Source organism: Achromobacter colocynthidis, from assembly GCF_057334535.1.
The window spans coordinates 61,927-69,298 of sequence record NZ_JBHFIZ010000029.1; the positions used below are offsets into that span (position 1 = coordinate 61,927).

6 protein-coding genes are annotated in these 7,372 nt (G+C 67.2%); 5 read left to right on the plus strand and 1 reads right to left on the minus strand.

Features of this window, described 5'->3' with window-relative positions; translation table 11 throughout:
* Positions 1–19: 19 nt before the first annotated feature.
* From ACE04A_RS12770 to ACE04A_RS12790, 5 genes are all read left to right on the plus strand, one after another.
* Entirely contained in the window at positions 20–1,423 is a 1,404-nt protein-coding gene (locus ACE04A_RS12770) for a phosphomannomutase/phosphoglucomutase (protein ID WP_259245992.1), read from the plus strand.
* 13 nt (positions 1,424–1,436) lie between these two features.
* Positions 1,437–3,104, plus strand: a complete 1,668-nt coding sequence (pgi, locus tag ACE04A_RS12775; protein WP_259245993.1) for a glucose-6-phosphate isomerase — start codon at positions 1,437–1,439, stop codon at positions 3,102–3,104.
* A 56-nt stretch (positions 3,105–3,160) separates the two neighbouring features.
* Positions 3,161–4,228 carry a UDP-glucose 4-epimerase GalE gene (gene galE, locus ACE04A_RS12780; RefSeq protein WP_448718173.1) on the plus strand — a complete coding sequence of 356 codons (1,068 nt, stop codon included), beginning with the start codon at positions 3,161–3,163 and terminating at the stop codon, positions 4,226–4,228.
* A gap of 148 nt (positions 4,229–4,376) precedes the next feature.
* On the plus strand, positions 4,377–5,324 hold the full coding sequence (epsC, locus tag ACE04A_RS12785; RefSeq protein ID WP_259245995.1) for a serine O-acetyltransferase EpsC: 948 nt from the start codon (positions 4,377–4,379) through the stop codon (positions 5,322–5,324).
* 50 nt (positions 5,325–5,374) lie between these two features.
* Positions 5,375–6,193, plus strand: a complete 819-nt coding sequence (locus ACE04A_RS12790; protein WP_100856581.1) for an NAD-dependent protein deacetylase — start codon at positions 5,375–5,377, stop codon at positions 6,191–6,193.
* A gap of 138 nt (positions 6,194–6,331) precedes the next feature.
* On the opposite strand, the gene ACE04A_RS12795 is transcribed toward ACE04A_RS12790, so the two are convergent.
* Positions 6,332–7,186, minus strand: coding sequence for an inositol monophosphatase family protein (locus tag ACE04A_RS12795; protein WP_447990358.1), 855 nt, complete (start codon positions 7,184–7,186; stop codon positions 6,332–6,334).
* Positions 7,187–7,372: the final 186 nt, after the last annotated feature.

The window sequence follows — 7,372 nt, forward strand, 5'->3', positions numbered from 1 at the left end:
GCCACCCGGAGAAACTGGCATGCACGGAACTTTTGGCTGGGATACCCCGCAAATTCTGGATGCGGTTTTCAAGGCTTACGACATAAGAGGAACGGTACCGGACGAGATTGACGCACGCTTTGCCCACAGCCTGGGCATGGCGGCGGGCACCCAGGCACACGCGCAGGGGGCGCGTTCGATGGTGGTGGGGCGCGACGGCCGGCTGAGCAGCGTGGAACTGGCGGCGGCCTTGCAGGCGGGGCTGCGTTCGGCGGGCATGCATGTGATCGACATCGGCATGGCGACCACGCCGATGGTGTATTTCGCCACGCGCCTGATGGACACGGGGGCGGGCATCGCGGTCACGGGCAGCCACAACCCGCCGTCGCACAACGGCTTCAAGATCGTGCTGGACGGCGCGTCGCTGTATGGCGAGGGCATCACGGCCCTGCGCGATGCGATGCGCTTGCCGATCGAATCGGCCAGCGTGTCGGGCGGGCGCACGCAGATGCAGATCCAACCCTGCTATGCCGCGCGCCTGGTGGGCGACATCCGCATGGCGCGTCCCATGAAGATCGCCATCGATTGCGGCAACGGCGTGGCGGGCGCGGTGGCGCCGGCCTTGTTTCGCGCCCTGGGCTGCGATGTGACCGAGCTGTTCTGCGAGGTAGACGGGACTTTCCCCGGCCACCACCCCGATCCGGCCGACCCGCAAAACCTTCAGGACCTGATCTATTGCCTGCGCTATTCCGACTGCGAGGTCGGCCTGGCCTTCGATGGCGACGGCGATCGCCTGGGCGTGGTGTCGAAATCGGGACAGATCATCTGGCCTGATCGGCAACTGATTTTGTTCGCCCGCGACGTGCTGGCGCGCAACCCCGGCGCCGAAGTGCTCTACGACGTGAAATGCAGTCGCCACGTGGCCCGCGCCATCTTCGAGGCCGGCGGCAAACCCACCATGTGCAAGACCGGGCATTCCCTGATCAAGGCCAAGATGCGCGAGTCGGGAGCGCTACTTGCTGGAGAGATGAGCGGCCACATGTTTTTCAAAGAGCGCTGGTACGGCTTTGACGATGGCATCTACGCCGCTGCCCGGCTGCTGGAGATCCTGTCGGCGGCGCCGGACCCGTCGGGCCTGCTGGAAAGCCTGCCGCAGTCTTGCGCTACCCCCGAAATCAAGCTGGACACCGCCGAAGGCGAACAGTTCGAACTGGTGGAGGCGCTGCGCCAACAAGGGGAATTCCCCCGCGCGGTGTCCATCAACGATCTGGACGGTGTGCGGGTGGACTACGTCGACGGCTTCGGCCTGGCGCGTCCATCAAACACCACGCCAACGGTGGTGATGCGTTTTGAAGGAGACACCGTGGCCGCATTGGCCCGTATCGAGGAGGATTTCCGCAACGCGTTCCGGCGCATTGCACCTCATGTTCGTTTACCGTTCTAAGGAGCATCACGCGATGGGAAAGGCCAATTATGCGATTGAGGCGTTAAGGGCGAATTCCGGCCTGGCGCAAAGCCCTGAGTGGCAGGCGTTCGCGCAGGCCGCCGAGGCCGCCGAGCTGGACGCCAACACGCTTAAAGTGATCGAGGCCGCAGGCTTGTGCGTGGACCTGACCATGCAGCGCCAGTCACCCGCGCTGGAAGCGGCGGCATTGAATCTGCTGCAGGCGCGTGGGCTGGCGGATGCCCGCCACGCGCTGTTCGCGGGCGACCCCGTCAACTGGACGGAAGGCCGGCCCGCCTGGCACACCGCGCTGCGGGCGGGGCGTACCCGCGAGCAGCCGGACGGCCTGGACGCGGATTCGGTCTGCGAGTATTCGCGCATGACCGACTTCGTGCGCAAGCTGGACCAGACGGCGGATTTTTCAACGGTGCTGCACATCGGCATCGGCGGCAGCGACTGGGGGCCGCGCCTGGCGGTCCAGGCGTTCGGCGGCCCGTCGCAGCGCCGCCAGATCCGCTTCGTGTCCAACATCGACGGCCACGCCTTCCATGACGCCGTGGCCGGCCTGGACCCGCGCCGCTGCCTGGTGGTGATTTCGTCCAAGTCCTTCACCACCTCCGAAACCCTGCACAACGCGCGCGCGGCGATGGCGTGGCTCAAGCAGGGCGGGGTGGCCGATGTGTCCGAGCACCTGGCGGCGGTCACGGCCAACGTGTCGGCCGCGCGCGCCCTGGGCGTGCCGGCCAGCCACACGTTCAAGATGTGCGACTGGGTGGGCGGACGCTATTCCGTCTGGTCGGTAGCCGGCCTGTCCATCGCGCTGACCGTGGGCGCCGACGTGCTGATCGGCATGCGGGCGGGCGCCGAAGCCATGGACCAGCATTTCCAGCAAGCGCCGTTCGCCGCGAACGCACCGATCCAACTGGCCTTGGCCGGCCTGGTCAATTGCAGCGTGCTGGGCCACAACTCCTTGAACATCGCCGCCTATAGCGCGCGCCTGCTGCACCTGGTGACCTATCTACAGCAGTTGGAAATGGAGTCGCTGGGCAAGCGGGTGGCGGGCGACGGCACGGCGGTCGGCGTGCCCACCGCGCCCATCATTTGGGGCATGCCGGGCACCGATGGCCAGCACACGTTCTTCCAATGGCTGCACCAAAGTGAGAACGGCGCGCCGGTTGATTTCATCGCCAGCCTGCAAGGCCATGCGGACAGCCCGGACGCGCACCGCCTGCTGCTGGCCAACTGCCTGGCGCAGCGCCAGGCGCTGCTGCGCGGCAAGAGCCTGGAAGAAGCCTTGCAGGACGTGGCGCATATCGACGACCAGGAACGCGCCCTGAGCCTGGCGCAGCACATGGTGCATCCGGGCGGTCGGCCGTCCACCCTGGTCGTGCTGCGCCAACTGGACCCGCGCGGCCTGGGCGCGCTGCTGGCGCTGTATGAGCACAAGGTGTTCGTGCAGAGCGTGGTGTGGGGCATCAACCCCTTCGATCAATGGGGCGTGGAACTGGGCAAGCGGCTGGCCTCGGGCATCGAGCGCGAACTGGCGGTGCCGGTGTCGGCCGGCGTGGTCGATTGGGGTCACGATGCGTCCACCTCGTACTGGATCGATCGCTACCGTGGCCACGCGCAGGCGCCGCGTCCCCGGCATGCGTGGGTGCCGGGCGTGGCGGCGCACCTGTGACGGGGGCGGGGATGCCAGACGCAGACATGCCTGATGTGCGCATGCGGGCCCCGGACATGCAGGCCCCGGCCCTGCACGTGCTGGTCACGGGCGGGGCCGGCTATATCGGCACGCATACCTTGATTGCGATGCTGGCGGCCGGCCAGCGGCCGCTGGTGCTGGACAACTTCAGCAACGGCAGCCGCGAGGCCGTGCGCCGCGTCGAGCGCTTGTGCGGCGTGCCGATACCCCTGATCGAAGGGGATATCCGCACGCCGGGCCTGATCGAAAGCGTGCTGTCGGACGCGGCGGCACGCGGCCAGCCGGTGCGGGCCGTGCTGCATCTGGCCGGCTGCAAGGCGGTTGGGGAATCGGTGGCGGACCCGCTCAAGTACTACGACAACAACGTCGCGGGTTCGATGGTGCTGCTGCAGGCCATGCGCCAGGCGGGCGTCACGCGGCTGGTGTTCAGCTCGTCGGCCACCGTGTATGGCGAGCCCCAGTACCTGCCCTTTACCGAGGCGCATCCGTTGGCGCCGGCCAACCCCTACGGGCGCACCAAGCTGATGGTGGAAGAGATGCTGCGCGACGTCTGCACGGCCAACCCCGCCTTCAGCGCCGTCACGCTGCGCTACTTCAACCCCATCGGCGCGCATCCCAGCGGGCAGATCGGCGAGAGTCCGCGCGACCTGCCCAACAACCTTTTCCCCTTCATCACCCAGGTGGCGGTGGGCCGCCAGCCCTTCCTGCGGGTGTTCGGCAACGACTACGACACCGCCGACGGCACGGGCGTGCGCGACTATCTGCATGTGATGGATCTGGCGCAGGGCCATGTGCGGGCGCTGGCGTATTGCGTGGACCACCCCGGGTTTATTGCCGTCAACTTGGGCACGGGCCGGGGCACCAGCGTGCTGGAGCTGGTGCGCGCGTTTGAACAGGCCAGCGGCTGCCGGATTCCCTTGCAGACCCTGCCGCGACGCCCCGGAGACGTGGCGCGCACCTGGGCCGACCCTACGCTTGCCGAGTCTTTGCTGGGCTGGCGCAGCACCTACGATGTGGCCGCCATGTGCGCCGACGGCTGGCGCTGGCAGCAAGGCAATCCGCTGGGCTACGCCCCGGACGAGCCCAGCCAGGCCGCCGCATAACCCCGATGCCGTATCGGAGGCTTTCCGGAAAAGGGGCGCTAGCGGTTACAGTTGACGGGACTATTGCGTAGCACCGTCAGCGAGGCACTTCCATGTTTGAAACCCATTCCCAGCCCGGGCTCCCCCGCAACCGCCAGGGGCAGTCCCAATGAACGGGCCCACCCACCTTCCGCCCGCCCACTGGAACCTGGACAGCATCGTGTCCGGCTTGCGCGAAGCGCGCGTCGCCTGGCGCGGCCCGCGTGGCCGCCTGCGTGAAGACGCGGGCCTGCGTGAATTCCCGTCCCAGGAAAGCCTGCGCCAGATCATCAAGGACCTCTGTGGCGCCTTGTTCCCGATGCGGCTGGGCCCCATCGATCTGCGCGAAGAAGTCGAAGACTTCTATGTGGGCCACACCATCGGCGCGGCGCTGGACGCCCTGTTGCATCAGGTCTGTCTTGAACTGCAATACGTGGGCCGCAATGAACACGTCGACCCGGCTGAGACCCAGCGGCGCGCCATCGAGATCGTGCGCCAGTTCGGCGCCGAGCTGCCGCGCGTGCGCGCCGCGCTGGACCTGGACGTGACCGCCGCCTACCAGGGCGACCCGGCCGCGCACAGCGTGGACGAAGTGCTGCTGTGCTATCCCGGCGTGGCGGCGATGATCCATCACCGCCTGGCCAACGTGCTGTATCGGCTGAATGTGCCGATGCTGGCCCGTATCGTGGCCGAGATCGCGCATGCCGACACCGGCATCGACATCCACCCCGGCGCCACCATCGGCCGCAGCTTTTTCATCGACCACGGCACCGGTGTCGTCATCGGCGAAACGGCCATCATCGGCGACCGCGTGCGGCTCTACCAAATGGTGACGCTGGGCGCCAAGCGCTTCCCGCCCGGCGAAAACGGCGAGCTTAAAAAGGGCTTGCCGCGCCATCCGTTGATCGAAGACGACGTGGTGATCTACGCGGGCGCCACGATCCTGGGCCGCGTCACGATCGGCAAGGGGTCGACCATTGGCGGCAACGTCTGGCTGACACGCAGCGTGCCCCCGGGCAGCAACGTCACGCAGGCCAGCCTGGTCAGCGACATGCCCGACTGCGGCTTGGGCGGCTGATTGCAGCGGGCTAGGGCGACCGGCTAGGGCGGCCACGGATAGGAGCCAGGATGGACACGCAAGTTTCGGATCTGGCCGCGTTGCGCGGCTTTGTCGACCGCCACCCGCGGCTGTTCGTGTTGACGGGGGCGGGCGTCAGCACCGATTCCGGCATCCCGGACTATCGCGACACGGAAGGCGAATGGAAACGTTCGCCGCCCATGACCCTGCAAACCTTCATGGGTACGGAACTGGCGCGCGCCCGTTACTGGGCGCGCAGCATGGTGGGCTGGCGCCGCTTTGGCCAGGTCAAGCCCAACGATTCGCACCGTGCGCTGGCGCGTCTGGAATCGCGCGGCCGCCTCAGCGTGCTGGTCACGCAAAACGTGGATGGCCTGCATGCCGCCGCCGGCAGCCGCGATGTGGTGGACCTGCATGGCCGGCTGGACGAAGTGCGCTGCATGCAATGCGACTGGCGGGGCGGCCGCCACGACTGGCAAGACCGGCTGCAACACAGCAACCCCGCATGGGCCTTGCTGGACGCCACCGATGCGCCGGACGGCGACGCCGACCTGGACGGCCAGGATTTCTCGCAATTCATTGTGCCGCCGTGCCCGCGCTGCGGCGGTATCGTCAAACCCGATGTGGTCTTCTTCGGCGAAACCGTCCCGCGTGACCGCGTCGATCGCGCCAATGCCGGGCTGATGAGCGCCGACGCGGTGCTGGTGGTGGGCTCGTCGCTAATGGTGTATTCGGGCTACCGCTTCGTGACGGCGGCCTCGCGCAACGGCATGCCCATCGCCGCCATCAACCTGGGCCGCACGCGGGCCGACAATCTTTTGACCCTGAAGGTGGAACAGCCTTGCGCGCTGGCGTTGGACGCGCTGTAAGCCAAGGTGTAACCGGCCGGGTTTTGACCGGTTTAAGCAAGTGCTTGCCCTGTCAGGGATTTTTCGCGCCGTTACAGACCTTTCCATAGGGTTGTCCACAGGAACTGTGGATAAATCCCTAGGGAATACCCGGGTTTTTCAGCCCTCCGCCCCTTCCAGCCCCTCGCCCAACAACGCTTTACGCGCGGCATGCCAGCTGCCGGCGTCTGGCGCATACAACAAGCCGCCCGTGCGATGCGTGGGCTTGTAGGGTGAGCCATCGAAGCGCGCCGCGTAGCCGCCGGCTTCGCGGTGCAGCAGCCAGCCGGCGGCGTGGTCCCAGGCGGTCAGTTGGTTGTACAGCGCAATGTGGCAATGCCCGGCTGCCAACATGCGGTATTCGTGCGCGGCGCAGCGCAACGACGCGGTGCTGGCCAGGCGCGACAGGTGGCTGTTGACGGTGGTGCGCAGGGGCTCGGGCAGGGCGCCCGTGGAGATCAGCCCGTCCATGTCTTCCAGCGGCGCGGGGGCGGCCACGGTCAGCGGCACGCGGCGGCCGTTGTCGTATTCCATCCAGGCGCCTTCGCCGCGCACGGCCAGTGCGCTGTCGCGGTTGACGGGGTCGTAGATCACGCCGGCGATCACGTCGCCACGGTGACAGGCCGCGATCATCATGCCGAACAAGGGCAGGCCCGCCACGTAGTTGCGGGTGCCGTCGATGGGGTCGATCAGAAAGGCCAGGTCGGCGTCGACCAGCATGTTCAGCAGCGCGGGGTTGCGCGCGGAGGCTTCTTCACCGATGAGCACGGCGCCGGGATGCAGCTTGGCCAGGCGAGCGCCGATCATGCGTTCGGCCGCTTCGTCCGCGTCGGTCACCAGGTCACGCGGCGAGCTCTTGCCTCGCACCGAGCCGTCGGGCAGGTTGCGAAAGCGCGGCATGACCTCGGCCAGGGCCGTTTCGGCCAGCACGGCGGCCAGCTTGCGGGTGTCCTCAAGGGAGAAGGTTTTGCTCATAGGGATCCATCCAGGGAACGCGCAAATCTATCACGCCTGGGCGGCATTTGATCGCGCTTCGCAAGTGACTGGATTGAAAGGACTTTTCCGGGCTATGCAGGACTTATCGGCCGGGTTGTCCACAGTTGTTGGGGATAAGCGGCGTTGAAAACCGCTTATCCCCGGTGCGCGGCGAGCGCCGCGCAC